23 protein-coding genes are annotated in these 24,574 nt (G+C 64.4%); 12 read left to right on the forward strand and 11 right to left on the reverse strand.

The window, feature by feature from the left end; all coding sequences use genetic code 11:
• The first annotated feature begins 95 nt into the window (after window positions 1–95).
• The 3 genes from M1E10_RS10650 to M1E10_RS10660 all read left to right on the forward strand — a co-directional run bounded on the left by M1E10_RS10650 (window position 96) and on the right by M1E10_RS10660 (window position 4,301).
• Complete coding sequence (locus M1E10_RS10650) at window positions 96–1,295, forward strand: HlyD family secretion protein (RefSeq protein ID WP_499176316.1); 1,200 nt, start codon at window positions 96–98, stop codon at window positions 1,293–1,295.
• A gap of 31 nt (window positions 1,296–1,326) precedes the next feature.
• Complete coding sequence (locus M1E10_RS10655) at window positions 1,327–2,907, forward strand: efflux MFS transporter permease (RefSeq protein ID WP_499176317.1); 1,581 nt, start codon at window positions 1,327–1,329, stop codon at window positions 2,905–2,907.
• Window positions 2,908–2,999: 92 nt separating this feature from the next.
• Window positions 3,000–4,301: a mechanosensitive ion channel family protein gene (locus tag M1E10_RS10660; RefSeq protein ID WP_499177150.1), complete on the forward strand. Its 1,302-nt coding sequence runs from the start codon at window positions 3,000–3,002 to the stop codon at window positions 4,299–4,301.
• A gap of 13 nt (window positions 4,302–4,314) precedes the next feature.
• Here the strand turns inward: M1E10_RS10660 and M1E10_RS10665 are convergent, their stop codons facing one another.
• Both M1E10_RS10665 and M1E10_RS10670 read right to left on the reverse strand, forming a co-directional pair.
• On the reverse strand, window positions 4,315–5,034 hold the full coding sequence (locus tag M1E10_RS10665; protein WP_499176319.1) for an LrgB family protein: 720 nt from the start codon (window positions 5,032–5,034) through the stop codon (window positions 4,315–4,317).
• Window positions 5,031–5,402 (reverse strand): CidA/LrgA family protein, encoded by a 372-nt coding sequence (locus tag M1E10_RS10670; protein WP_499176320.1) that lies wholly within the window; start codon window positions 5,400–5,402, stop codon window positions 5,031–5,033. The genes M1E10_RS10665 and M1E10_RS10670 overlap by 4 nt, the downstream gene beginning before the upstream one ends.
• 299 nt (window positions 5,403–5,701) lie before the next feature.
• Here M1E10_RS10670 and M1E10_RS10675 point away from each other — a divergent pair, with 299 nt between their 5' ends.
• The 8 genes from M1E10_RS10675 (at window position 5,702) to M1E10_RS10710 (ending at window position 14,333) form a co-directional block, all read left to right on the forward strand.
• Window positions 5,702–6,664: a bile acid:sodium symporter family protein gene (locus tag M1E10_RS10675; protein ID WP_499176321.1), complete on the forward strand. Its 963-nt coding sequence runs from the start codon at window positions 5,702–5,704 to the stop codon at window positions 6,662–6,664.
• Window positions 6,665–6,841: 177 nt separating this feature from the next.
• On the forward strand, window positions 6,842–7,588 hold the full coding sequence (locus M1E10_RS10680) for a FadR/GntR family transcriptional regulator (RefSeq protein ID WP_499176322.1): 747 nt from the start codon (window positions 6,842–6,844) through the stop codon (window positions 7,586–7,588).
• 34 nt (window positions 7,589–7,622) lie between these two features.
• Window positions 7,623–8,600 carry a sialic acid TRAP transporter substrate-binding protein SiaP gene (locus M1E10_RS10685; protein ID WP_499176323.1) on the forward strand — a complete coding sequence of 326 codons (978 nt, stop codon included), beginning with the start codon at window positions 7,623–7,625 and terminating at the stop codon, window positions 8,598–8,600.
• 69 nt (window positions 8,601–8,669) lie between these two features.
• Window positions 8,670–9,242, forward strand: coding sequence for a TRAP transporter small permease (locus tag M1E10_RS10690; RefSeq protein WP_499176324.1), 573 nt, complete (start codon window positions 8,670–8,672; stop codon window positions 9,240–9,242).
• Between the two features lie 3 nt (window positions 9,243–9,245).
• Window positions 9,246–10,652 (forward strand): TRAP transporter large permease, encoded by a 1,407-nt coding sequence (locus tag M1E10_RS10695; protein ID WP_499176325.1) that lies wholly within the window; start codon window positions 9,246–9,248, stop codon window positions 10,650–10,652.
• Between the two features lie 13 nt (window positions 10,653–10,665).
• Entirely contained in the window at window positions 10,666–11,709 is a 1,044-nt protein-coding gene (locus M1E10_RS10700) for an L-idonate 5-dehydrogenase (protein ID WP_499176326.1), read from the forward strand.
• Window positions 11,710–11,718: 9 nt separating this feature from the next.
• Window positions 11,719–12,915 (forward strand): mannonate dehydratase, encoded by a 1,197-nt coding sequence (gene uxuA / locus M1E10_RS10705; RefSeq protein WP_499176327.1) that lies wholly within the window; start codon window positions 11,719–11,721, stop codon window positions 12,913–12,915.
• 2 nt (window positions 12,916–12,917) lie between these two features.
• Window positions 12,918–14,333 (forward strand): mannitol dehydrogenase family protein, encoded by a 1,416-nt coding sequence (locus M1E10_RS10710; RefSeq protein WP_499176328.1) that lies wholly within the window; start codon window positions 12,918–12,920, stop codon window positions 14,331–14,333.
• A 285-nt stretch (window positions 14,334–14,618) separates the two neighbouring features.
• Here M1E10_RS10710 and M1E10_RS10715 read toward each other — a convergent pair whose 3' ends face one another.
• From M1E10_RS10715 to M1E10_RS10755, 9 genes are all read right to left on the reverse strand, one after another.
• Window positions 14,619–15,896, reverse strand: a complete 1,278-nt coding sequence (locus M1E10_RS10715; protein ID WP_499176329.1) for an L-fuconate dehydratase — start codon at window positions 15,894–15,896, stop codon at window positions 14,619–14,621.
• Window positions 15,897–15,925: 29 nt separating this feature from the next.
• A complete protein-coding gene (locus tag M1E10_RS10720; protein WP_499176330.1) occupies window positions 15,926–16,660 on the reverse strand; it encodes an SDR family oxidoreductase in 735 nt (244 codons plus the stop codon).
• A 66-nt stretch (window positions 16,661–16,726) separates the two neighbouring features.
• Window positions 16,727–17,056: an L-rhamnose mutarotase gene (locus M1E10_RS10725; protein WP_499176331.1), complete on the reverse strand. Its 330-nt coding sequence runs from the start codon at window positions 17,054–17,056 to the stop codon at window positions 16,727–16,729.
• A gap of 10 nt (window positions 17,057–17,066) precedes the next feature.
• Entirely contained in the window at window positions 17,067–18,074 is a 1,008-nt protein-coding gene (locus M1E10_RS10730; protein WP_499176332.1) for a zinc-binding alcohol dehydrogenase family protein, read from the reverse strand.
• A 13-nt stretch (window positions 18,075–18,087) separates the two neighbouring features.
• Window positions 18,088–18,924, reverse strand: coding sequence for an amidohydrolase family protein (locus M1E10_RS10735; RefSeq protein ID WP_499176333.1), 837 nt, complete (start codon window positions 18,922–18,924; stop codon window positions 18,088–18,090).
• A gap of 4 nt (window positions 18,925–18,928) precedes the next feature.
• Window positions 18,929–19,942, reverse strand: coding sequence for an aldo-keto reductase family protein (locus tag M1E10_RS10740; protein WP_499176334.1), 1,014 nt, complete (start codon window positions 19,940–19,942; stop codon window positions 18,929–18,931).
• A gap of 62 nt (window positions 19,943–20,004) precedes the next feature.
• Window positions 20,005–20,946, reverse strand: coding sequence for an ABC transporter substrate-binding protein (locus tag M1E10_RS10745; RefSeq protein ID WP_499176335.1), 942 nt, complete (start codon window positions 20,944–20,946; stop codon window positions 20,005–20,007).
• Window positions 20,947–21,033: 87 nt separating this feature from the next.
• Window positions 21,034–22,053 carry an ABC transporter permease gene (locus tag M1E10_RS10750; RefSeq protein ID WP_499176336.1) on the reverse strand — a complete coding sequence of 340 codons (1,020 nt, stop codon included), beginning with the start codon at window positions 22,051–22,053 and terminating at the stop codon, window positions 21,034–21,036.
• 7 nt (window positions 22,054–22,060) lie between these two features.
• Complete coding sequence (locus tag M1E10_RS10755; protein WP_499177151.1) at window positions 22,061–23,512, reverse strand: sugar ABC transporter ATP-binding protein; 1,452 nt, start codon at window positions 23,510–23,512, stop codon at window positions 22,061–22,063.
• A gap of 320 nt (window positions 23,513–23,832) precedes the next feature.
• Here M1E10_RS10755 and M1E10_RS10760 point away from each other — a divergent pair, with 320 nt between their 5' ends.
• Window positions 23,833–24,534, forward strand: coding sequence for a FadR/GntR family transcriptional regulator (locus M1E10_RS10760; RefSeq protein ID WP_499176337.1), 702 nt, complete (start codon window positions 23,833–23,835; stop codon window positions 24,532–24,534).
• The last annotated feature ends 40 nt before the right edge of the window (window positions 24,535–24,574 follow it).

Raw genomic sequence — 24,574 nt, forward strand, 5'->3', positions numbered from 1 at the left:
TTGATATGTCGGTGAAGAGGCTCTATGTCAAGCTCACCGAACCGATGAGTTCGATGACATTGCATGCCGTTTTCATCTTCCAGATGGTGCCTCCCATGACCGCTTCCAATTCCGCCAGCGCCCTGCGCGACGTTTCCCGCTCCGATCCCACGGTGGGCGTTCCCGCCCCGACCGCGGAAGCCGCTGCACCGCCGCCCCAGGCACCGGTCGAGACGAAGGCGCCGCCTGCAAAGCGCAAGCGCCCGAACCTCGTGCTGCCGGTGATCGTGCTCGCGCTGCTCGGCGCCGGCGGCTGGTATGGCTACAACTGGTGGACCGATGGCCGTTTCCTCGTTTCCACCGACGATGCCTACATCCAGGGCGACATCGCCATCATTTCCCCCAAGGTGTCCGGATACGTCGAAAAGGTCAATGTCGTCGAAAACCAGCAGGTCCGCGCTGGCGATCCGCTGGTGACGCTCGACACCGGCGATTACCAGCTGGCGCTCGACCGCGCCGAAACCGCCATCGAATCCTCCCGGCTTGCCGTCACCCGCATCGATGCCCAGATCATCGGCGGCGAGGCGGCGCTGAAACAGGCGGAGGCCCAGCAGGGCGCGCTGGAGGCCGCCGTCCGTGGCGCCGAGATCAACCAGAAGCGGGCCAGCGAACTGGTGCAAAAATCCGTCGGCACCGCTGCGGATCTGGACAATGCGCAGATCGCCTTGGAACAGGCCCGCGCCAATCTCGTCGCCGGCCAGGCGGCGGTGTCGTCGGCAGAGGCCAATATCGGCCTCCTGCAGGCGCAGCGCCGCGAGGCGGTCAACACCGTCCATGCGCAGGAACTGGCGCGCGACCAGGCCACCCGAGACCTCGGCTTCACGGTGCTGAAGGCGCCCTATGATGGCATCGTCGGCAATCTCGCCGTCCAGACCGGCGACCTCGTCTCCGCCGGCAAGCGGCTGGCAGCCCTGGTGCCGCTGACGCAGCTCTACATCGAGGCGAATTTCAAGGAGACCCAGATCGGCGAACTGCAGCCCGGCTCGAAGGTCCGCGTCCACGTGGATGCCTTCGAAGCGCATGACATCGAAGGCACGGTGCAGTCGATTGCGCCGGCCTCCGGCTCCGTCTTCTCCATGCTGCCCGCCGAAAACGCCACCGGCAACTTCACCAAGGTGATCCAGCGGGTTCCCGTGCGCATCGCTCTCCCGGCCGAGGTTCTGGCCGATAAGCACCTGCGCGCGGGCTTGAGCGTCGTCGTCGACGTCGACACCCGCACCGCCCCCTCCGGGCAAGCCGTGGCTGCGGCCAAGTAGCGGCCGGCGCTTAAGCGCAAGGAGACCAGTCATGGCAGCAACGGCCACACTGGCGGGACCCATTCCCGCCGATCCTCCCATGGACAGGCGCAAGCTCATTGCCTTCTTCGCAATGGTCTTCGGCATGTTCATGTCGATCCTCGACATCCAGATCGTCTCGGCCTCGCTTGCCGAAATTCAGGCCGGCCTCGGCGCCGGCTCCGAAGAGGTCGCCTGGGTGCAGACCTCCTATCTGATCGCCGAAGTCATCATGATCCCGCTGTCGGGCACGCTGGCGCGCATCCTGTCGACCCGGGTGCTGTTCACCATCTGCGCCGGCGGCTTCACGCTCGCCAGCATGCTCTGCGCCACCGCCACCAACATCGACCAGATGATCGTCTACCGCGCCATACAGGGCTTCATCGGCGGCGGCATGATCCCCTCCGTCTTTGCCGCGGCCTTCACCATCTTCCCGCCGTCGAAGCGGTCGATCGTCTCGCCGATGATCGGTCTCGTCGCGACGCTCGCGCCCACCATCGGCCCGACCATCGGCGGCTATCTCAGCCACGCCTTCTCCTGGCACTGGCTCTTCCTCGTCAACATCGTGCCCGGCATCGTCGTCACCGCCGTCGCCTGGAGCATGATCGATTTCGACAAGCCGGAAATGAGCCTCTGGAAGAAGTTCGACTGGTGGGGCCTGCTCTCCATGGGTCTCTTCCTCGGTTCGCTGGAATACGTGCTGGAAGAGGGCAACAACAAGGACTGGTTCAGCGACAGCCACATCGTCATCGGCACGATCGCCATGGTCGGCGGGGCGGTGGTCTTCTTCTGGCGCGCCTTCAAGGTGGATTTCCCGGTGGTCGACCTGAAGGCCTTCGCCAACCGCAACTTCGCCTTCGGCTCGCTCTTCTCCTTCGTCATGGGCATCGGCCTCTATGGCCTGACCTATCTCTACCCGCTCTATCTCGGGCGCATCCGCGGCTATGACTCGCTGATGATCGGCGAGACCATGTTCGTCTCGGGCCTGGCCATGTTCCTCACCGCCCCGGTCGCCGGCATCCTGTCGTCGCGGCTCGATCCGCGGGTGATGATGGCGATCGGCTTTTCCGGCTTTGCGCTCGGCACCTGGATGATGACCGGGCTGACGGCCGACTGGGATTTCTACGAGCTGCTGATCCCGCAGGTCCTGCGCGGCTGCTCGCTGATGCTCTGCATGGTGCCGATCAACAACATCGCGCTCGGCACGCTGTCGCCGGACCGCGTCCGCAATGCCTCCGGTCTCTTCAACCTGACCCGCAACCTCGGCGGCGCCGTCGGCCTGGCGGTCATCAACACGGTTCTGACCCAGAGGACGGATCAGCACTACGCCAGGCTCTCCGAACAGCTCAACTTCGGCAACTGGGCGGCTCTCGACTGGTTGAACAGCGTCGGCGCCAATTACGACAGCTACGGGCTCGATGGCAGTGCAATCGCGGTCCAGAAGCTGTCGGGCATGGTCACCCAGCAGTCCTGGCTCCTGTCCTTCATCGACGTCTTCGCCATCCTGACGGTGCTGTTTGCCAGCCTGATCGTGATGGTGACTCTGATCGCCAAGCCCTCCGGCCAGCCGGGCGGCGGTGGCGGCGGACACTAAGCTTCAAGATCCGAATCCGCTGCCGATGAACCAATCGGGATGCATATGGGTTAAGGGCCCATGCTGTACCGAAAGGCCTTGCCGTGGATGTCATGAGAGTGGTGCGGGAGCTCGAAGTCTGGATCCAGACGGTCGTGCTGAACGAATGGACGCTCTATCAGGCGCTGATCATCCTTGTGGGTGTGTTGCTCTGCGCCTTGCTGGCGTCGCGCACCGAACCGCTGATGGAAGCCAGGGCGAGGCAGATCAAGGGCAACCCCGACCTGCTGCGCGTCATCATCGCCTTCATGCGCCGGCTGAAATGGCTCTACCTGATCGTCTGGCTGTGGCTCGCCGACGTGCTGATGACGCCCTATGCCTGGCCGTCGCAGCGCTGGCTGCTCGCAAGCGCCCTGACGCTCGTCGCCGCCTGGTTTGGGATCTCGGTGCTGACCAAGATCATCCGCAATCCGACGCTGTCGCGCACCGTGGCCTTCGCCAGCTGGGGCTATGTCGCCATTCACGTCCTCGGGCTCGACGGACCGCTTTTCACCGCGCTCGACCAGGCGGCGCTGACGGTGGGGTCGCTGCGGCTCTCGCTTCTCATCATCTTGAAGGCCATCTTCTTTGCCGTCGCGCTGATCTGGCTTGCGGCTCTGATCGGCAATGTCCTGGCGCACTGGATCCAGCGGTCCGCCGATCTCTCCCCGTCGTTCAAGGTCCTGATCAGCAAGCTCATCAAGATCGGGCTGATGACGGTGGCCGGTGCGATCGCGTTGTCGGCGACCGGCATCGACCTCACCGCGCTGACGGTGTTTTCGGGTGCCGTCGGCGTCGGCATCGGCTTCGGCCTGCAGAAGGTGGTGTCGAACTTCATCTCCGGCATCATCATCCTCCTCGACAAGTCCATCAAGCCCGGCGACACCATCACGCTGGGCGATACCTTCGGGTCGATCCGGGACCTGCGGTCGCGCTTCGTCTCTGTCATCACCCGGGAGGGCAAGGAGTATCTCATCCCGAACGAGGACTTCATCTCGCAGCAGGTGGTCAATTGGTCGTTCTCCAGCGATTTCGTCCGCATCGATGTCGACTTCGGAACGTCCTATAAGGACGATCCGCACGAGGTGATCCGGATTGCCCTGGAAACGGCCGCCGCGGTGCCGCGTGTCGCCAACACCTACAAGGCGCCGGTCTGCTGGCTGACCGGCTTCGGCGAATCCTCCCTCGATTTCAAGCTGCGCTTCTGGATTTCCGATCCCGCCAACGGCCTCACCAACATCCGCGGCCAGGTGCTGCTGGCGCTTTGGGATGCCTTCAAGTCGGCGGGCATCTCGATCCCGTTCCCGCACCGCGAGATCATCATGAAGACGCCGGTCGAGCTGGCACGCAACCGCCCCGTGGAGGGCGCGGACTAGGCCGAGGGCGCGCTCAGCGGATCAGCCAGGCGGCAGCGATCGGCACCACGGCGGCGGTCGCCACCGCATTCAGCGCCATGGCGATGCCGGCAAACAGGCCCGCCGTCTCGTCCACCTCGTAGGCGCGGGCCGTGCCGATGCCGTGCGAGGTGAGGCCGACGGCAAAGCCCCGGGCGGCATAGTCGCGGATCTTCATGAGGTTCATGAAGGGCGTGACGATCAGGGCGCCGATGATGCCGGTGAGGATCACGAGGACCGCGGTCAGGGAGGGATTGCCGCCGAGGGAAGCGGAAATCGCCATGGCGACGCCCGCCGTTGCCGACTTCGGCAGGAAGGAGATCATCACCGCGTCCGATAGCCCGAGCAGAGTGCCCAAGGCGACGACGGAAAGGACAGCCACCAGCGAGCCGACCATCAGCGCTGCAGCGATCGGCAGCAGCAATCGTTTCACCCGCGCCCACTGCCGGAACAGAGGAACGGCGATGGCAACCGTCGCAGGGCCCAGCAGGAAGTGCACGAACTGCGCGCCTTCGAAGAACCGTTCGTAGGGAATGTCGAAGATCGTCATCACCAGCGACAGGAACAGGATCGAAGTCAGCACCGGATTGGCGAGCGGATTGCGGTCGAGCCGCCGCGAGAGTTCCGAGGCGCCGATCCAGGTGCAGAGCGTCAGCGTCAGCCAGATCAGCGGCGAGGTGGAGAGATAGACCCAGAGGTCGACGGGGCTCCTCATGCCTCGCCCGCCTTCTGGCCCAGCATCCGCCGCACGGCAAGGAAGGTCCAGACCGTGACGGCAAGCGTGAGGACGGCGGAAGTCACCAGCACGATCGCGATCGCCACCCCCTCGGACTGCACGACGCCCCAGAGTGCCACGACACCGACGCCGGCCGGCACGAAGAACAGCCCGAGGTTGCCGAGCAGGGCACCTGCCGCCGCTTCGATGGCCGGTGCTGAGTCCCGCCCGCGCCCCCTGGCGAACTGCAGGGCGGCAAACAGGAGAACCAGTCCCACGACAGGGCCCGGCACCGGAAGCTTGGTGATGAAGACGAGGCTTTCGCCGAGAAGCTGGAAGAACAGCAGTGCTGCTATGCCGCGTAGCATGAAGACCTCCGAAGGTGCGGGAGGCGGAGACTAGCGGATCATGCGAGGGAGGTCACGCCCGGGCAGGAGACCTGCGCGGGCGTGACGTCATCGGATAAGAGTGACCGCAACGTCAGGCCGGAAGGCGCCGGTCGTAGTCGTCGCGGAGGCGCCTCCAGCCGTCCCAGAAGGTCTGCGGCTTCCGGTTGGAAAGCCGCGCGGCGCCCGATGGAGAACGGACAGGTGCGGAGGTGGCCTTGACAGCTTTGGTCTGCGGCATACAGGGGACGATAGCAAATCATCAAGTCGAGGACTCGCCTGTGAAATCTCTTGCATCCTTCTCCGCCTTTGTCGGCAAGACCTTTGCCCTGTGGGTCATCCTGTTCGCGCTGGCCGGGTTCTTCTTTCCCGAAACCTTTCGGCAGCTGGCGCCCTGGATCGTCACTCTGCTGGCAATCATCATGTTCGGAATGGGCCTGACCATCTCCCTCGACGACTTCCGCGAAGTGGTGAAGCGTCCCATGGAGGTCGGGGTCGGCGTCGCGTCGCAGTTCATCATCATGCCGCTGCTTGCCGTGCTGCTGACTCGCGTCATCCCGATGTCGCCGGAAGTCGCGGCCGGCGTCATCCTGGTCGGCTGCTGCCCGGGCGGCACCTCCTCCAACGTCATGACCTATCTCAGCAAGGGCGACGTCGCGCTCTCGGTCGCCTGCACCTCGGTCACGACGCTGGCCGCGCCGATCGTCACGCCCTTCCTGGTCTGGATGTTTGCCAGCCAGTACCTGCCGGTCGACGCGATGGCGATGTTCATCAGCATCGTCAAGGTGGTGCTTGTGCCGCTGGCCTTGGGCTTTGCGCTGCAGAAGCTGGCGCCGGGCGTCGTCCGAGCGGCCTTGCCGGCCCTTCCGCTTGTCAGCGTTGTCGGCATCGTCCTGATCGTCGCGGCCGTCGTCGGCGCCAGCAAGGGCGCCATCGCCCAGTCGGGCCTGCTGATCTTTGCCGTCGTCGTCCTTCACAACGGCCTGGGCTACCTCATCGGCTTCTTCGCCGCCAAGGCCTTCGGCCTCTCGCTCGCCAGGCGCAAGGCGATCGCCATCGAGGTCGGCATGCAGAACAGCGGCCTGGGCGCCGCTCTTGCCAACGCCTACTTCTCGCCGGTTGCCGCCGTGCCGAGTGCCATCTTCAGCGTCTGGCACAACATCTCCGGCGCGCTGCTGGCGAACTGGTTCTCGAGCCGCACCGAGGCTGACAGTGAAGCCGTGACCGCGTCGCCGCGCTCCTGACAAAGAGGAGGCCTTTTCCGGTCGAGGGGAAGGGCCTCACGCGCTCCAGCAAAGCGCTTGTCACCAGGATGTACGAAGCATACCATTGACAGGTTGTCGGACATCACGGTATGACTTCCAACATTGGTAAGGCCAGCTTACCAATACGCGTCGTGGAGGGCGCGTTCGGGAGGGGTCATGTTTTCAGTCGTGGAATCGCGTCGCCTGTATCGTCAGGTCGCGGATCAGATGCGCAGTCTCATCGACAGGGGAGCCTTCCCGGATGGCTCCCGGCTTCCGGCCGAGCGCGAGCTTGCGGAACTTCTGGCCGTTTCCCGTCCCACCGTCCGCGAAGCCCTGATCGTTCTGGAAGTCGAAGGGCGCGTCCAGATCCGGATGGGCTCCGGCGTCTACATCTCCTCGCCAAAGCCGGCTGCTGCCGAACCCCTCGCGATGGGTGAGCTTGAGGGTCCCTTCGAGCTTCTGCGGGCGCGCGCCATTGTCGAATGTGCGATCGCTGAAGAGGCCGCCCGAGTGGTTCGGCCTGACCAAATTGCTGTTCTAGACGATATCCTCTCCCGCATGGCGGTGAGCCTGGAGGATCGCGCCATGGCGATGTCGCTCGATCGCGACTTCCACATCGCCGTGGCTGCCATCATCGACAACGGCACATTGAACCGCTTCGTCGGCAGCATCCACGATCTGCGGATGACGCCTTACTTCGAAAAGCTCGCCAGCTATTTTGAAAATCCCGAGACATGGCGTGCGGCCATGGAAGAGCATCGGGAAATCCGCGATGCGATTGCCGCTGGCAGCCCTGCGGGCGCTCGTGCCGCCATGCGGGCCCATCTTGATCAATCTCAGCTTCGCCTGTCGGAAAGTTTCGAGGAGGAACCGACCGACGGCGTCATCCCTGCCGCATGGAGACGTGTCGGCGGACAATAGCAGACCCTAAAGACTTCAACCGGGAGGAAAAACGATGAAGTTCAAGCTCACCACCATTCTAGGCGCCACCGCGGCGGTCCTGGCCTCGGCCCTGGCGGCCCAGGCGCAAACCGCTCTCAAGTGGGCCCATGTCTACGAAACATCCGAGCCGTTCCACACGGAATCGGTCTGGGCGGCGGAAGAGATCGCCAAGCGCACCGAAGGTCGCTACACGGTCGACGTCTTCCCGGCCTCGCAGCTCGGCAAGGAAGCCGATATCAACCAGGGCCTGAAGCTCGGCACCGTCGACATCATCATCTCCGGTTCCAGCTTTGCGTCGCGCGAATATCCGCCGATCGGCGTCACCTACTTTCCCTACATCTTCCGCGATCCGAGCCACCTGATCGCCTATACGAAGAGCGACGTGTTCAAGAAGCTCTCCCAGGGCTACGAGGAAGCGTCCGGCGGCAACCACATCGCGGCCGTCACCTACTACGGCACGCGCCACACCACGGCCAACCGGCCGATCGAGAAATGCGCCGACATGCAGGGCCTGAAGATCCGCGTTCCGGATGTGCCGGCCTATCTCGCCATGCCGCGTGCCTGCGGTGCCAACACGACGCCGATCGCTTTCGCGGAAGTCTATCTCGCGCTGCAGAACGGCACCGTCGAGGCGCAGGAAAACCCGCTGACCACCATCGAGGCCAAGAAGTTCTACGAGGTGCAGAAGCATATTGTGCTGACGGGTCACATCGTCGACCACCTGAACACGGTCGTCTCGCCGAACCTCTGGTCGAAACTGTCGGATGAAGACAAGCAGATCTTCACCGAAGTCATGCAGGAAGCCGCCGAGCGCAGCACCAAGATCATCGAAGAGCGCGAAGCTGCGCTGGTCGACAAGTTCAAGGCCGACGGCATCACCGTCACCGAGGTGGACAAGTCCGACTTCGAAAAGACCGTCATGGAAAAGGTCACCTTCGAGGAGTTCGGCTACGACAAGGCCGACTGGGAAGCCATCCGCGCCGTCCAGTAAAACGCCCCGGAGCGCTCGGCATCGGTTGCCGGGCGCTCACTCCCTGTCTGAGATTGGCGGAGTCTTCCGATGAACGAACACAAGCACGCTCCCATCAGCGTCGAGGAAATGGCCCACGCCTTCGAGGGTGATACGGGTCCGGTGGATCTTTCCCCCTATGCTGTCGAGGACTGGTTCAACATGGCCGTCTTCTGGGTCATGGCCATTTGCGTCTTCCTGCAGTTTTTCACGCGCTACGCCCTGAACAACAGCCTGGCCTGGACCGAGGAAATTGCCGCCAACTGCCTCGTCGTCCTCGTCTTCCTCGGTTCCGTGATGTGCGTGCGCATGGCGCGCCATATCTCGGTGGACCTTCTCCACAGGCTCGTGCCGCACAGGGCAAGCCGTGCCCTCGAGCTCCTTGTGGATGTGATCGTCATCGGCTTCTTCGCCTATACCACCTGGCTGATGTGGCGCTATGTGGCCATCGTCGGCAACGAGCGCATGGTGACGGTCAACCTGCCGCGCGGCTATGTCTTCTATGCGGTTCTGGCCGCCTTCGCGCTGATGCTGGCGCGCTCGGTGCAGAACTTCATCAAAGACATGATCAACGAAAAGACGGTTCGCGAAACGGCGAACGAAACCGGCATTCAGGGGGTCTGACCAGTGCTGCTTCTCATCGGATCCTTCCTGCTTCTCATGATCATCGGCGCGCCCATTGCGGTCTCGCTCGGTGTCTCGTCCCTGCTGTACCTGGTCCTCTACGGTGTCGCGCCCGACATCATCGCCGCCCAGCGGATGATCGCCGGCGTCGAAAGCTTCCCGCTCATCGCAGTTCCCTTCTTCATCCTCGTCGGCAACCTGATGAACATTGCCGGCGTCACCGGCCGCATCTACACCTTCGCCCTGTCGCTCGTCGGCTGGATGCGAGGCGGGCTGGCGCAGGTCAACATCATCGGCTCCGTCGTGTTTTCCGGCATGTCCGGGACGGCGCTGGCGGATGCCGCCGGCATCGGCACCATCGAGATCAAGGCGATGAAGGATCACGGCTATCCGGTCGAAGCGGCAGTCGGCGTCACCGCCGCCTCCGCAACGCTGGGGCCGATCTTCCCGCCTTCGCTGCCCTTCGTCATCTACGGCATGATGGCCAATGTCTCGATCGGCGCCCTGTTCATGGCCGGCATCCTGCCCGGCATCGTCATGACGGTGCTGATGATGCTGACCGTCTACGTCTTTGCCCGCCGCAATGGCTGGGGATCGGACACCCCGTTCGAACTGAAGAAGCTGGCCGCCGCCTCGCTGGAGGTCGGCATCGTTCTCTGTTTCCCGGCCGCGGTCTATCTGCTGATCCTCGCCGGCCTCTCGATCAATATCGCCGTCCTGATCGCTCTGGTCGTGCTAATCGCCATCGACTGGTACTTCGATTTCTCCGCCGTCATGGCGCTGATGACGCCGGTGCTCTTGATCGGCGGCATGACCATGGGCTGGTTCACGCCGACGGAAGCAGCCGTTGCCGCCGTCATCTGGTCGCTCTTCCTCGGGCTGGTGCGCTACCGCACCATGACCCTGCGCACGCTCGCCAAGGCGAGCTTCGATACGATCGAGACGACCGCCTCGGTGCTCTTCATCGTCACCACGGCCTCGATCTTCGCCTGGCTGCTGACGGTCAGCCAGGCCGCCCAGCTGTTCTCCGACTTCATGTTCTCGCTGACGGACAACTGGTGGACCTTCCTGATCCTCGTCAACATCCTGCTCCTGATCGTCGGCGCCTTCCTCGACACGATCGCGGCGATCAGCATCCTGGTGCCGATCCTGATGCCGATCGCGGCCCGTTACGGCATCGATCCGGTCCACATGGGCGTCATCTTCACGCTGAACCTGATGATCGGCCTGCTGACGCCACCGGTGGGCATGGTGCTCTTCGTGCTGTCGCGCATCTCGAAGCTCTCGGTGGAACGAACGACGCTGGCAATCCTGCCCTGGATGATCCCGCTCTTTGCGGCGCTGCTGCTGATCACCTTCATTCCCGCCATCACGCTGTGGCTGCCGACCTATCTTGGCCTGCTGCGGTAAGGGAGAGTTGAACATGCAGACGCGGTATGCCCGTCTCTACGGCCAGCGCGACCTGAAGGTCGAAGAAGCGCCGGTGCCCTTGCCCCAGCCGGGAGAGGTGCTGCTGAAAATGGCGGCGGGCGGCATCTGCGGCTCCGACCTGCACTACTATCAGGATGGCGGTTTCGGCCCCGTGCGGGTGCGCGAGCCGATCATCCCGGGGCACGAGGCCTCGGGTCATGTGGAAGCGCTGGGAGACGGCGTGTCGGGCCTTGCCATCGGCGACCTGGTGGCGGTCAATCCGAGCCGGCCCTGCGGCAGCTGCCGCTTTTGCCGAGAGGGATTGCCGATCCACTGCCTGGACATGCAGTTCATGGGCAGCGCCATGCGCCTGCCGCATGCCCAGGGCATGTTCCGGGACTGGCTGGTGGTGCCTGCCCTGCAGTGCATCGCCGTGGGACCCGAGGCGACGGCAGGGGAGGCGGCCTGTGCCGAGCCCCTGGCGGTCTGTCTCCATGCCGTCTCGCGGGTCGGCAACCTCCACGGCAAGCGGGTTCTCGTCACCGGTGCCGGACCGATCGGCACTCTGGTCGTGGCCGCTGTTCGTCACGCGGGCGCAGAAGAGATCGTCGTCACCGATCTCGCCGATGCGGCCCTGCAGCGGGCCCTGGCCATGGGGGCGACACGCGCCATCAATGTCGCAACGGATGCCGCAGCGATGGCCGCCTTCGAGGAGGACAAGGGCCATTTCGACGTCGCCTTCGAATGCTCGGCCGCCGCGCCGGCGATCCGCAGCGCGATTGCGGCGGTGAGGCCGCGCGGGCTGATCGTCCAGGTCGGGGTCACCGGCGATGTCTCCGTGCCGCTCAACGCCCTGGTCGGCAAGGAGCTGCAGTGGCTCGGGTCGCAGCGTTTCGACACCGAGTTTGCCCAGGCCGCCGATCTCATCGGTCGGCGGGAGATCGACGTCCGGCCAATCATCTCGCACAGTTTCCCCATCACCGATGCGGTGGCGGCTTTCGAACAGGCCGGCGACCGTTCCGCAGCCTGTAAGGTTCAACTTACGTTTCTCTCCTGAGGAGTTTTCATGCGGCATACGTGGCGATGGTTCGGCCCGGTGGACAAGGTCAGCGTACAGGATGCGGCGCAGGCCGGCGCGAAGGGCATCGTCAGTGCCCTCCATCATATCCCGACCGGTGACGTCTGGCCGCTTGACGAGATCATGAAGCGGCATGAGGCGATCCGGGCCGGTGGCCTGGTCTGGGATGTGGTCGAAAGCGTTCCGGTTTCCGAAAGCATCAAGACCCAGACGTGCGACTGGCGCCAGCATGTCGCCAACTGGCAGGAAACCCTGCGCCGCCTGTCTGCGACCGGCATCCGCACCGTCTGCTACAATTTCATGCCGGTGCTCGACTGGACCCGCACCGATCTGCGCTGGGAGACGCGCCACGGCGCCCGTGCCATGCGGTTCGACCTCGTCGATTTCGTCGCCTTCGACGTCCATCTCCTCCAGCGCCCGGCGGCGGCGGAGGATTACAATGCAGAGATCCGCGACCAGGCGGCCAGGCGTTTTGCCGAGATGCCGGAGGAGCGCCGCCAGTCGCTGTCGAAGAACGTCGGGGCCGGTCTTCCGGGCTCGGCCGATGGCTACACGCTGCCGCAGCTGCGCGAGCATCTGGCGACCTATGACGGCATCAGCCGCGAAAAGCTGCAGCAGCATCTGATCGATTTCCTCGCCGAGGTGGTGCCGGTCGCCGAAGAGGTGGGCATCAACATCTGCGCCCATCCGGACGATCCGCCATGGGCGCTGCTCGGCCTGCCGCGCATCCTCTCGACCGAGGCGGATTACGCCCACATGCTCGACTACGTCGATAGCCGGGCCAATGGCATGACGCTCTGCACCGGGTCGCTCGGTGCCCGCGCCGAAAACGATCTGCCGGCCATCGCCCGGCGCTTTGCCTCGCGCATCCATTTCGTGCATCTGCGCAACGTTCACCGCGAGCATGACGGCGCACCGTGCTCCTTCTACGAGGACGAGCACCTGGAAGGTCACACGGACATGGTTGCGGTCATCGCCGAACTGCTTCAGGAAGAGAAGCGGCGCCGGTTTGAAGGCCGTGCCGACCACGAGATCCCCATGCGCCCCGACCACGGCCAGGAGATCCTCGACGACCTGACCCGTGGAGCCCAGCCGGGCTATCCAGCCATCGGCCGCCTCAAGGGCCTGGCCGAACTGCGCGGCATCGAACGCGCCCTGACACACTCGAACTACGGAATGGACTGACGATGGAAAGACTCTCTGCTGCAACCCGTTTTGCCAATCCGGTCGCGACACCGGATTATGACCGCAAGGCCTTGAAGCCGGGCATCCTCCATTTCGGCCTCGGCGCCTTCCACCGCGCCCACCAGGCCGTCTACAACGATGCGGCGCTGTCGCAGAGCTTCGGCGACTGGGGCATCGTCGGCGTCAGCCTGCGCTCGCTCGACATCGTCCGCGACCTGCGCGCCCAGGACCAGCTCTATTCGGTCATCACCCGCAGCGGCGCCGGCGACAGCGCACAGGTCGTCGGATCGATCGTCGGGGGCATTTCGGCCGTCGAGGACCGCGACGAACTGCTGGCGCTGCTCGTCGATCCGGCCATCAAGATCGTCACCATCACAGTCACCGAAAAGGCCTACGGCCTCGATCCCGTCACCGGCGGCCTCGACCGCAACCATCCGGCGGTGGCCGCAGACCTCGCCAATCCGAGCGCGCCCACGGGCGTCATCGGCTATATCGTCGAGGGCCTGGCGCGCCGCCGGCAGGCCGGCATGGCGCCCTTCACCGTTCTCTGCTGCGACAACCTGCCGAGCAACGGCCGCGTCGTGCGCCGGCTGGTGCTGGACATGGCGGAAGCGCGGGATCCGGCGCTGGCCGGCTGGATCACCGAGCACGGCGCCTTCCCGTCGAGCATGGTCGACCGCATCGTTCCGGCCGCGACCGATGAGGGACGCGCGCGGGCAACGGAACTGCTCGGCGCCGAGGACGCCCTGTCCCTGGAGACCGAGCCCTTCATGCAGTGGGTCATCGAGGACCACTTCCTCTCCGACCGGCCCGCATGGGAAGCCGCCGGCGCGCTCTTCGTCAAGGAAGTCGAACCCTACGAGAAGATGAAGCTTCGGCTCCTCAACGGCGCCCATTCGATGATCGCCTACCTCGGCCAGCTGAAGGGCCTGGAATACGTGCGCGACGTCATGGCGGTGGCGGAGTATCGGGATCTCGCCCGTCGCCACATGAAGTCGGCCGTCAAGACGCTCGACCCGGTCCCCGGCATCGACCTCAACCGCTATATCGACCAGCTGATCGAGCGCTTCGAGAACCCGACCATTGCGCACCGTACGAAGCAGATCGCCATGGACGGCAGCCAGAAGCTGCCGCAGCGCATCTTCGCCGGCACGGTGGAGGCCCTGAAGGCGGGCGACGAGGCCGATACGGCAGCGCTGGCGACGGCGCTCTGGATCGCCTACGCAAAGCGGACGCCCGATATCGACGATCCCCGCCGCGAGGAATTGCGCAAGGCTGCGGCAGCGCCCGTAGGCGATGACGCCTCGGCTGCCTTCTTCGCCCTGCCGGGCCTCTTCCCCCAGGCGCTGATCGACAACCGTGCCTGGCGCGACCGGGTCAATGCGAAGCTTGCGGATATCGACGCCGGGCGGCTGTGATGGTGGGGGCTTGCCCCTGTCGCTGAGGTTGTTGCGCTTGGCAGTGGATCCTCGGGTCAAGCCCGAGGATGACGAAAATCGGCGTTGGTGAGAGGACCTTAAGTAGACGCTGTAGCGCTCGACGACGCTGCTATCCGACCTGGTTGGATATGGCATGAAGGGTGATCTTGCGCCCATCCTCGCTTGGGACACCCGCGGCACAACCCTCTCTTTCGTCATCCTCGGGCTTGACCCGAGGATCCACGACACGGGAGGGATGGCGACTACCCTAGGCGTGCGCGCCACTCACCCCCGGAACGTATATTCCGCAATCGACTCCGGCTTCATCTCGATCGAGAAGCCCGGACGCGACGGGGGCATGTAGGCAGCGTCCTTGATGACGCAGGGGTCGATGAAATGCTCGTGCAGGTGATCGACGTATTCGATCACGCGGCCTTCCTTGGTGCCGGACACGGCGACGTAGTCGATCATCGACAGATGCTGCACGTATTCGCACAGGCCCACACCACCGGCATGCGGCCAGACGGGCAGGTCGTATTTCGCGGCGATCAAGAGCACCGCCAGCACCTCGTTCAGCCCGCCCATGCGGCAGCTGTCGATCTGCACGATGTCGATCGCGCCTTCGGCAATGAACTGCTTGAACATGATGCGGTTCTGGCACATCTCGCCGGTCGCGACCTTCACCGGACCGATCGCCTGGCGGATCTTGCGATGGCCGGCGACATCGTCGGGGCTCGTCGGCTCCTCGATGAAGAAGGGATTGGCAAACGAGAGCTTCTTCACCCAGTCGATCGCCTGGTCGACCTCCCAGACCTGGTTGGCGTCGATCATCAGGTAGCGATCGGGACCGATGACCTCGCGGGCGATGGTGAGGCGTCGAATGTCGTCCTCCAGATCCCGGCCGACCTTCATCTTGACGTGGTTGAAGCCCGCATCCACCGCCTCCTGGCAGAGGCGGCGAAGCTTCTCTTCCGGATAGCCGAGCCAGCCGGCCGACGTCGTGTAGCAGGCATAACCTTCTCGCTGCAGCGTCTCGATGCGCTCGGCTTTGCCGGTCTCGGCCTTCTTGAGGATCGCGACGGCCTCGTCGCGGGTCAGCACGTCGGTGAGATAGCGGAAGTCGACGATGTCGGCGATCTCGTCGGGCGAAAGCTCGGCGACGAGCTGCCACACCGGTTTGCCCTGCTCTTTGGCCAGGAGATCCCAGAAGGCGTTGACCACGGCGCCGGTGGCCAGGTGCATGGCGCCCTTGTCGGGGCCGATCCAGCGCAACTGGCTGTCGCCGGTCAGATGCCGCCAGAATGTTCCGGGGTTCCGGCGGAAGGTCTCAAGCTCCTGGCCGACCACGAGATGCCGCATCGCCTCGATCGCCATGCAGCAGATGTCGTTGCCGCGACCGATGGTGAAGGTAAGGCCGTGCCCGTTCAGACCCTCGGTGTCGGTATCGAGGACCACATAGGCCGCCGAATAGTCGGGATCCGGGTTCATCGCATCCGAGCCATCGAGGCTTTGCGAGGTCGGAAAGCGCAGGTCGAAGACGCGAAGATCGGTGATGCGGGTCATGGGCAATCTCTGTGGTCGGTAAGAGGGGGTCAGATGGTCCAGCCGCCATCGATGCAGAAGGCCTGGCCGGAGGTATAGGTGGCGCCGGCGATGTAGACGGCGAGATCGGCGATTTCTTCCGGCGAACCGAGCCGGCCCATGGGCTGGCGGGAGATGAAGGCGGCGCGCGCGGTCTCGTAATCGCCCTGGGCGCGCATGCGGTCCTGCAGCGAGGGGCTTTCGACGGTGCCCGGGCAGATGCAGTTGCAGCGGATGCCCTGCGTCACGTAATCGGCGGCCACATGCTTGGTCAGGCCGATCACGGCAGCCTTGGTCGTTCCGTAGGCGAAGCGGTTGGGGACGCCCTTGATGCTCGAGGCGACCGAAGACATGTTGATGATCGCGCCGTCCTTGCGCTCCAGCATGCCGGGCAGCACCGCGCGGATGGTGCGGATCATCGCCTTGACGTTGAGGTCGAAGGCGAAGTCGAGGTCACTGTCCTTCATCTCCAGGATCGAGCCGCCATGCACGACCCCGGCGCAGTTGAAGAGGATGTCGACCGGACCGATCTTCTCCACGCCGGCGTTGACGGCCGCCTCGTCGAGGACGTCGAGCTTCATGGTCGTAAGGTTGGGAAGCTGCGGCAGTTCGCCGAGCGCCTGCTCGTTGATGTCGGTGGCATGAACCGTCGCGCCGGCGGCGGCGAAGGCAAGCGCCGAGGCGCGGCCGATGCCCTGGCCGGCGGCGGTGATGAGAACGGTCTTTCCTTCAAGCATCATGGTCATGTCGTTCCTTGAGTGTAGCCGGGCCTTGAATCTGGCTCTGGCCTTGAATGGGGCTCGGGTGGAAGATCAGTCGTGATGGAAGACCTCTTCCATCATCGCCCACCACTCCCCTTCCTTACGGCTTTCGAGCGGTTTTTGGCAGGGGATCGTGAACGACCACCACTCCTGGTTCTTCGGATCGGCGGCCATCTTTGCCATGTCCGCTTCGAAATCCGTTCCGTGGTATTCCCAGGTGCCGAACAGGAGGTTTTCCGGCTCCCTCAGGAAGATCGTGTAGTTGAGGATGTTGCAGCGGGAGATCAGCTCGAGGATCTCCGGCCAGACGGCGGCATGCAGCCGCTTGTAGTCTTCCACCATGCCCGGCGCGACGCCGATCACCATGCCCATGCGTTGCATTGCCGTTCCCTCAGATTTCGACGATCGCCTTGACCACCCCGGCGGCCGGATCGGTGAGCCCGGCAAACCTCTCGGGGACCTCCGAAAGCGTCATCCGGTGCGTGATCAGCGCCTCGGGGATCGACCCGGCGCGCATCGCCTCCATCACCCGCTCGAAGTCCTCGATTGTCGCATTGCGGCTGCCGAGCAGGGAGGTTTCACGCTTGTGGAATTCGGGATCGGAAAAGCGGATCTCGCTGGAAACGATCGAGACGAGCACATAGGTGCCGCCATGGCCGACGAAGCCGAAGCCGCGTTCCATGGCCTTCGCGTTGCCGGTGGCATCGAAGACCACGTCGAAGAAATCGCCGCCGGTGATGTCCGACAGCGTCTCCGTGTCGTCGTCCCCGAGCTTCACGGTGTGCGGCACGTCGAGATATTTCGTCGCGAAATCCAGCCGGTCGGCACGCCCGTCGAGGAAGGTGACCTCGCCGCCGTTGAGGCGCGCGAAGATCGCCACCGCCATGCCGATCGGGCCGGCGCCGACGACGAGCACCTTCTGGCCGTGCTCGACCCTTGCCCGGGAAACGGCGTGGGCGCCGATCGCCAGGAATTCCACCATGGCGGCCTGATCGAGGCTGAGGCCGTCGGCCTTCAGCACGAATTGCTCCGGCAGGCTGAGGTATTCCGTCATGCCGCCGTCGCGGTGGACGCCCAGCACGCCGATGTTGCGGCAGCAGTTCGTCATGCCCTTGCGGCAGGCGCTGCAGTGGCCGCAGGAGATATACGGGACGATGGAGACCTTATCGCCGGCCACCAGATGACTGGAGGCGGAGGCCTCCTCGACCACGCCAGCGAGCTCGTGGCCCATGACGCGCGGATAGGAAAGATAGGGCTGGTTGCCGGTGAAGATGTGGAGGTCCGTGCCGCAGACGCCCACCCGCCTGATCTTGACCAGCACTTCGCCTTCGCCGCGGGCGGGCTTCGGCCGATCGATGGCGGAGAGTGTTCCGGGGGAATCGCAGATGATGGTCAGCATGGGAGGAGGTCCGTCATAAGGTTTTGCGGCGCTGGCCGCCGAGATTGTAGAAACGGAAGGCATTACTGCCGAAAACGGCGTCATGGTGATCGGCCGGCACGATGTCCAGGCATTGTGCCAGCCAGGTCTGATAGTCGCCGGCAAGCCGCAGCACCGGCCAGTCGCTGCCCCAGATCACCCGTTCCGGACCGAACAGCTCAAGCACGGTTTCCGCATAGGGGCGCACCGCCTGCGGCTTCTGTTCGCCGGCTTCCGTCAGAAGACCGGAGAGCTTGCAGGAGACGTTGGGAAGCTCGGCCAGAGCCGCCAGTCCCTGGCGCCATGCACCATAGCGGCCTTCTGAAATCTGCGGCTTGGCGGCATGGTCGATGACGATCGGCAGGCGGGTGGAGCGGCGCGCGAAATTGAGGAGCGCAGCGAGGTGCCGCGGCAGGACTAGCGCGTCGAGGACGAGGCCGTGATCGATCATCGCCGAGACGGCTGGCTTCAATCCCGGATCGTCGATCCAGTCGTCGTCGTCGATGTCCTGGAGCATCGGCCGCAGACCCTTGAGCTTCGGATGTTCCGCCAGTTCGGCGATGGCATCGGGTGCATCGTCTGCCTTCATGTCGACCCAGCCGACGACGCCGAGGATCGAGGGAGTCCGGTCCGCGAGCTCGAGCATGAACGCGGTGTCGGCCTCGCTCTCCATCGTCTGCACCAGCACCGTGCCGTCAACCTTTGCGTCGGCGAGCAGCGGCTGCAGATCCTCCGGCATGAAGTCGCGGTGGATCGCGGCAAGCTCCGCCGGCGGCCATTGGCCCTGCCGGTCGGCGATCCGCCAGAAGTGCTGGTGGGCATCGATTCGCATCGCCTCAGGCTCCGCCACGGGGAAGCGGCACGCCTTCGGCGATCAGGCCGCGGTGACGCAGCTCGGCCCAGAAGGAGGCCGGAATGGTTTCGGCAAACCAGGCGACATTGGCGCTGATCTGCTCGGCGGTCCGCGCACCGGAGACAACCGTGACGACGGCGGGATGCGTCAGCGGGAAATGCAGCGCAGCCGATTGCAGCGAGACGCCCTGTTCCTCGCAGGCGGCCCGCAAGCCGTCGACGCGGGCGAGGATGTCAGCGGGCGCATCGGCGTAGTTGAATTTCTTGTTGCCGGCGAGGATCCCCGAATTGAACGGCCCGGCGACGACGATGCCAATGCCGCGGCGGGCGCATTCGTCCATCAGGGAAAGGCTCTCCTGCTCCAGCAGGGTATAGCGCCCGGCGAGCATCGAGACGTCGATGTCGAAGACGTCCATGGCATCGCGCACGGCCTGCCATTCGTTGACGCCGAGGCCGATGGCCCTGGCGGAACCCTCATCGCGCAAGCGGCCCAGCGCGCGAAAACCGCCGCCATCGGTCAACTGGCTCCAGTAGTGATCGTGCCGGTCGCCATGGGTCATGCGGCCGATGTCGTGAACGTAGAGAATATCCGGCTTCAGGATGCCGAGCCGCTGCTGGCTGGCCTCGAAGGAGCGCATGATGCCGTCATAGGTGTAGTCGTAGACGGGGCGGAAGGGCAGCGGCCGGATGTAGCCGTCTTCTTCCTCGCCCACCGTCTCGTCCGGCGTCATGATCCGCCCGACCTTGGTGCTGAGCGTGTAGCTGTCGCGGGGGAGGTCCGTCAGCATCGTCCCGACGCGGCGCTCCGAGCGGGTATAGCCATAGAAGGGGGCGGTGTCGAAATAGCGGATCCCGGCGTCCCAGGCAGCCTGGAAGGCGCCGGCGGACTCGGCATAGCTGGTTTCCCGGTAGAGGTTGCCCATCTGCGCGCAACCGAGACCCATCAGGGTCACTTCGACGTCGGCGCGGGGGAGCTTGCGGGTTTCGGCAACGTTCATGAGGCATGTCCTTTGGAACGGGTGCGCACCCACGGCGGTTGCGCACCCAGGCGGGAGGAAATTTAGTAGAGAACGTTTTTCGCTTCCGGCTGGTCGATATTGTCCTTCGTCACGATCACGACGCCGGTGTCGACGAACTTCTCGACGGTTTCCTTGGCGATGATCTTCGAGACAGTCTGGATGCCGAGTTCGCCCATCTGGAAGGAGCCCTGCACGGCGATGCCGGCCAGCGTACCGTCCTTGACGAACTCCTGAAGGTCCTGATTGCCGTCGAAGCCGAAGGCGACGACTTGGCCTGCCTTGCCGGACTGCTTGAGCGCGCGTCCCATGCCGATGGCGGTCGGCTCATTGGCGCCGAACATGCCCTTGAGGTCGGAGTTCGCGGCCAGAACGTCCGTTGTCTGGTTGAGAGCGGTGGCCATCTGGGACTGCGAGTAATAGGGCCCAACGATCTCCAGCTTGGAGTTGGCCTTGATGTAATCGGTAAATCCGCCGACGCGGCCGATTTCGGAGCCGGCACCTGCAACATACGACATGACGGCGATCTTGCCTTCGGTGCCGACTTTCTCGATCAGCGCCTGGGCGGCCAGCTCGCCGGCCTTCTTGTTGTCGGTGGAGAGGAAGGACTGGTAATACTGCTCGGCACCCTCGGCGAGCATCGAGTCGATGATCACGACGGGAATGCGGGCCTCCCAGGCCTTCTTCACGGCCGGCACCAGCGCGTCGGGATCGGAGGGGGCCAGCACGATGCCGGCCACGCCGCGGTTGACGGCATTCTCCACCATGTTGACCTGATCGGCGATGGCCGATTCCGATGCCGGGCCCTGGAAGGTCATCGTGTGTTCCGAGACGTCTGCCATGGCCGCATCGGCGCCCTTCTGGACGTTCTGCCAGAAGGTGGAATTGACGGTCTTGACGATGACGGCGATCTCGCCGGCCTGAGCGGCCGAAAAGGTTCCGAGGGCAATGGCGGATGTCAGTAGGGCAGTTGCAAGCTTCTTCATGTTGTCCTCCAGTTGGATTGGCCTGACCGGCCGTGGTTGCGGGAGCTCCTCACTCCCAAATTCGTGCGGAACGGGTCCGCACCCCCTTCATCGACGGTTGCGCAGCTGGTCGATCCAGACGGTGCCCAGGATGACGAGGCCGATGATGATCTGCTGAGTGAAGGCGGAGACGCCATTCATGTTGAGGCCGTTGCGCAGGATGCCGATCACGAAGGCGCCGATCAGCGTTCCGGAAATCGTGCCGACGCCGCCGATCAGCGAGGTGCCGCCGATGACCGCGCTGGCAATCGCGTCGAGCTCGTACATCACGCCCTCGTTCGGCTGCGCGGTGACGAGGCGCGACATCAGCACGCAGCCCGTCAAGCCGGCGAGCGTACCGGAGAGCACATAGGTGAAGCTGACGACCCGGCTGACGTTGACGCCGGAGAGGCGCGCCGCGTCTGCATTGGAGCCGACGGCATAGATATGGCGGCCGAGCACCGAGCGGTTCAGCATCAGCGCGATGGCGATGGCGATCACCACCATCAGGATGACCGGATAGGGGATGCCGGGGAAAGCCACATTGGGGAAGCCGTCGGCGCCGGTGGTGACGACGCGAAACAGCGAGCCGTTGCCGAGCACGCCGAAGGATTCCCCAAGGCCGGATACGGCGCGGGCACCGGTGATCTGCAGCGCCAGGCCGCGGGCGATCAGCATCATGCCGAGCGTGGCGATGAACGGCGGCAGCTTCATCTTCGTCACCAGGATGCCGTTGATCCAGCCGCAGACCGATCCGGTCAGGATGCCGATCAGCATGGCGAAGGGAACGGGGATGCCCCAGTCGCGAACGGCAAGGGCCGCCACGACGCCGGCGAGCGCCAGCACGGATCCCACCGACAGGTCGATGCCACCGGTGATGATGACGCAGGTGGCGCCGATCCCAAGCAGGGCGATGGAGGTCACCTGCAGCGCGATGGTCATGCCGTTGTTGACCGTGAAGAAGGCACTGCTGGTGGTGGAAAAGACCGCCACCAGGGCGAAGAGGCTGCCGAGCGCGGCAAACTTCTGGATGATGTCCTTCTGACGGTCGCTGAGCCGGCCGCTTCTCTGTTCGCTTATGTCCGCCATTGTCACCTCAGTGCGCCGTCGGGCCGTAGCCGGAGGCATGTCGCATGATTTCTTCCTGATCGGTCTTCCGGGTCTCCAGAATGCCGGTGATGCGTCCGCCATGGAAAACCGCAACGCGGTCGGTCATTCCCATGATCTCGGGCAGTTCCGAGCTGATGAGGACGACGCCGATGCCCGCGGCCGCCAGTTCGTCCATGATCTTGTAGATCGCGAATTTCGCCCCGACGTCGATGCCGCGGGTCGGTTCGTCGAAGAACATCACCTTCGGCTTGCGAAACAGCCACTTGCCGATGATGATCTTCTGCTGGTTGCCCCCCGACAGAAGCCGCACCGGCTGCTTGATCGATGGTGTCCGGATATCGAGGAGCTCGACATAGTCGTCGGCGACCTCGTCGTGCCTGGCAAAGTCGATGAGGCCGAAGCGGCTCGACACCGCTTCCATGTTGGCAAGCGTCATATTGGCATCGACAGGCATCTTGATCGCCAGCCCATGCGCCTTTCGGTCTTCCGAGAGATAGGCGATTCCGGCGGCGATCGCGTCGCGCGGCGAGCGGATCGTCAGCGTCTCGCCATGCAGCGTGATCGTGCCAGCGTCGAGCGGATCGGCGCCGAAGATGGCGCGGGCGACTTCCGTGCGTCCGGCTCCCATGAGGCCGGAAAAGCCCAGGATCTCGCCGCGCTTCAGGGAGAAGCCGATATCGGTGAACACGCCGGCGCGCTGCAGGCCGTCCGCGCTGAAGATGACCTCTTCGGAAGGGATGGAGGTACGCTCGGGAAACTTCTCCTCGAGCGACCGACCGACCATCTTGGCGACGATGTCGTTGACGGTCGTCTCTGCGAAACGGTCGGTGGCGATGTAGCGTCCGTCGCGCAACACGGTGACGCGATCGACGATCTCGGCCATTTCGTCCAGCCGGTGGGAGATGTAGGCGATGCCGACGCCGGACGCCTTGAGGTCGCGGATGACCTGGAAGAGCAGCCGCGTCTCCTGCTCGGTGAGCGAAGAGGTGGGCTCGTCCATGATCAGCACTTCGGCATCGAGCGACAGGGCCTTGGCGATCTCGACCATCTGGCGTTGCGCCACCGACAGCGTCCGCACTTGCACGTCGGGACTGATATCCACCCCGAGGCGGTCGAGGCAGCGCTTGGCATCGGTACGCAGCTTCCTGCGGTCGACGAGGAAGCCGCGGCGAGGCTCGCGCGCCAGGTAGATGTTCTCGGCAACGGTGAGATGCGGAACGAGATTGAGTTCCTGGTGGATGATGGCGATGCCCGCGGCTTCGGATTCGAGCGGCGAGGCGAAGCGGCTTTCCTTGCCCTTGTAGACGATCGTGCCAGCTGTCGGCTGGTAGACGCCGCTGATGATCTTCATCAGGGTCGATTTGCCGGCGCCGTTCTCGCCGCAGACTGCGTGGACTTCGCCGGCCAAAAGATCGAAGCTGACGCCGGCGAGCGCCATGACGCCGGGAAATTCCTTGGTGATGCCGTCAAGACGCAGCAGGGCCGTGCGATCACTCGGTCGCGGCTCCAGATGCTGAATGTCAGCCGATGTCTGCACGACGGCCTCCTCCCTCTTTTGCCGGCCAAGCTCCAACCGCCAGCAGCTCATGGGTAAACCCGCAGACTAAAACTGGTCAAGCCAATTTTTACGGACGCTCGGTTTGAATCCGAGGGAATTGGACGAAGAGGCCGCAGAACAGGCAGTTCTGTTCCTTGAACGACCTTGCTCAGGGAAGCGCGAATAGGTATGGTAAGGCCAGATCGATGAATGGCGTGGACATGAACGGACCCATCAAGGCGGCTGAGCCGCGCAGGCTCTACCAGCAGATCGCCGACCAGATCCGCGCCCTGGTTCAGGGTGGCCATTTTGCGCCCGGCGCCCGGCTGCCGGCCGAACGGGACCTGGCGCAGCAGCTCGGCGTATCGCGACCGTCGCTACGTGAGGCGCTGATCGCGCTCGAGATCGAGGGCAGCGTCGAGATCCGCATGGGGTCGGGGATCTACATCACCGCCGAGCCCGATCGGCGTCCCTGGCAGACGCGTTCCATGGGCGAAAGTCCTCTGGAGCTGATGCAGGCCCGCGCCGCAGTCGAGGGAACCGTCATCACGCTGGCGACAGCCCGCATGACGCCGGAGGCGCTGCAGTCCATCCGACAGACGCTCGACGACATGCGCGTCGAGATCGAGGAGGGGCGCAAGCCGCTCGACCAGGACCGGCAGTTCCACCTGACGATCGCCAGCCAGAGCGGCAACAGCGTGTTGTCGCGCATCGTCGGCGAATTGTTCGACGAGCGGCACAGCCCCTTGTCGGCGCAGATCCGGACCCGCTTCGAAACACCGGAGACCTGGAGCTTTGCCCTTTCCGAACACGAGGCGATCTTTGCGGCCCTCGAGGCGAAGGATCCGCTGCAGGCGCAGGCCACGATGCATGCGCATCTGGAGGAGTCCAAGCGGCGCTGGATGGAAAACGAACCGCGCTAGTCTCACCCGAACTTGAAGAACACACAGGAGTCCCCTCCTG

Source organism: Rhizobium sp. PK7-22, assembly GCF_056530405.1.